Annotated in this window: 1 protein-coding gene; it reads right to left on the reverse strand. The window is 42.6% G+C overall.

Translation table 11 applies throughout. From position 1 onward, the window contains the following. Positions 1–340: ISAs1 family transposase (locus tag BEB54_RS28380; protein WP_111341366.1), on the reverse strand; the 340-nt coding region annotated here is incomplete at both ends.

Raw genomic sequence — 340 nt, forward strand, 5'->3', positions numbered from 1 at the left:
TTTCTGTCCATGGCTGCTTTTCGCATCTTACGTCTTAACCCTGCCTTGAATACCTTATCATTCGTCAAAATATTAATAGCGATGTGCCGTATCCCTGAAAATAATTCTGCTGCATTTCCTCTTCTTATTTTGCAGTCGTCTTCATTCATTACCACGTCCAGACGCCAGTGCAGCTTATTCTCCACGTGCCAGTGGTTTCGGATTGCTGTGGCGAACTTCTCTGCGGTTAAATCAGCAGAACTGATATAATATCTGACCGTCATTTCTGGCTCTTTCTTTTGTTCTGCTATTATTGACCGAAAGGAGACTGCCACGCATAATTTCTTCAGACCTTTCCATT

The sequence above is a fragment of the Escherichia sp. MOD1-EC6021 genome (genome assembly GCF_002965245.1).
Taxonomy (GTDB): Bacteria; Pseudomonadota; Gammaproteobacteria; order Enterobacterales; family Enterobacteriaceae; genus Escherichia; species Escherichia coli_F.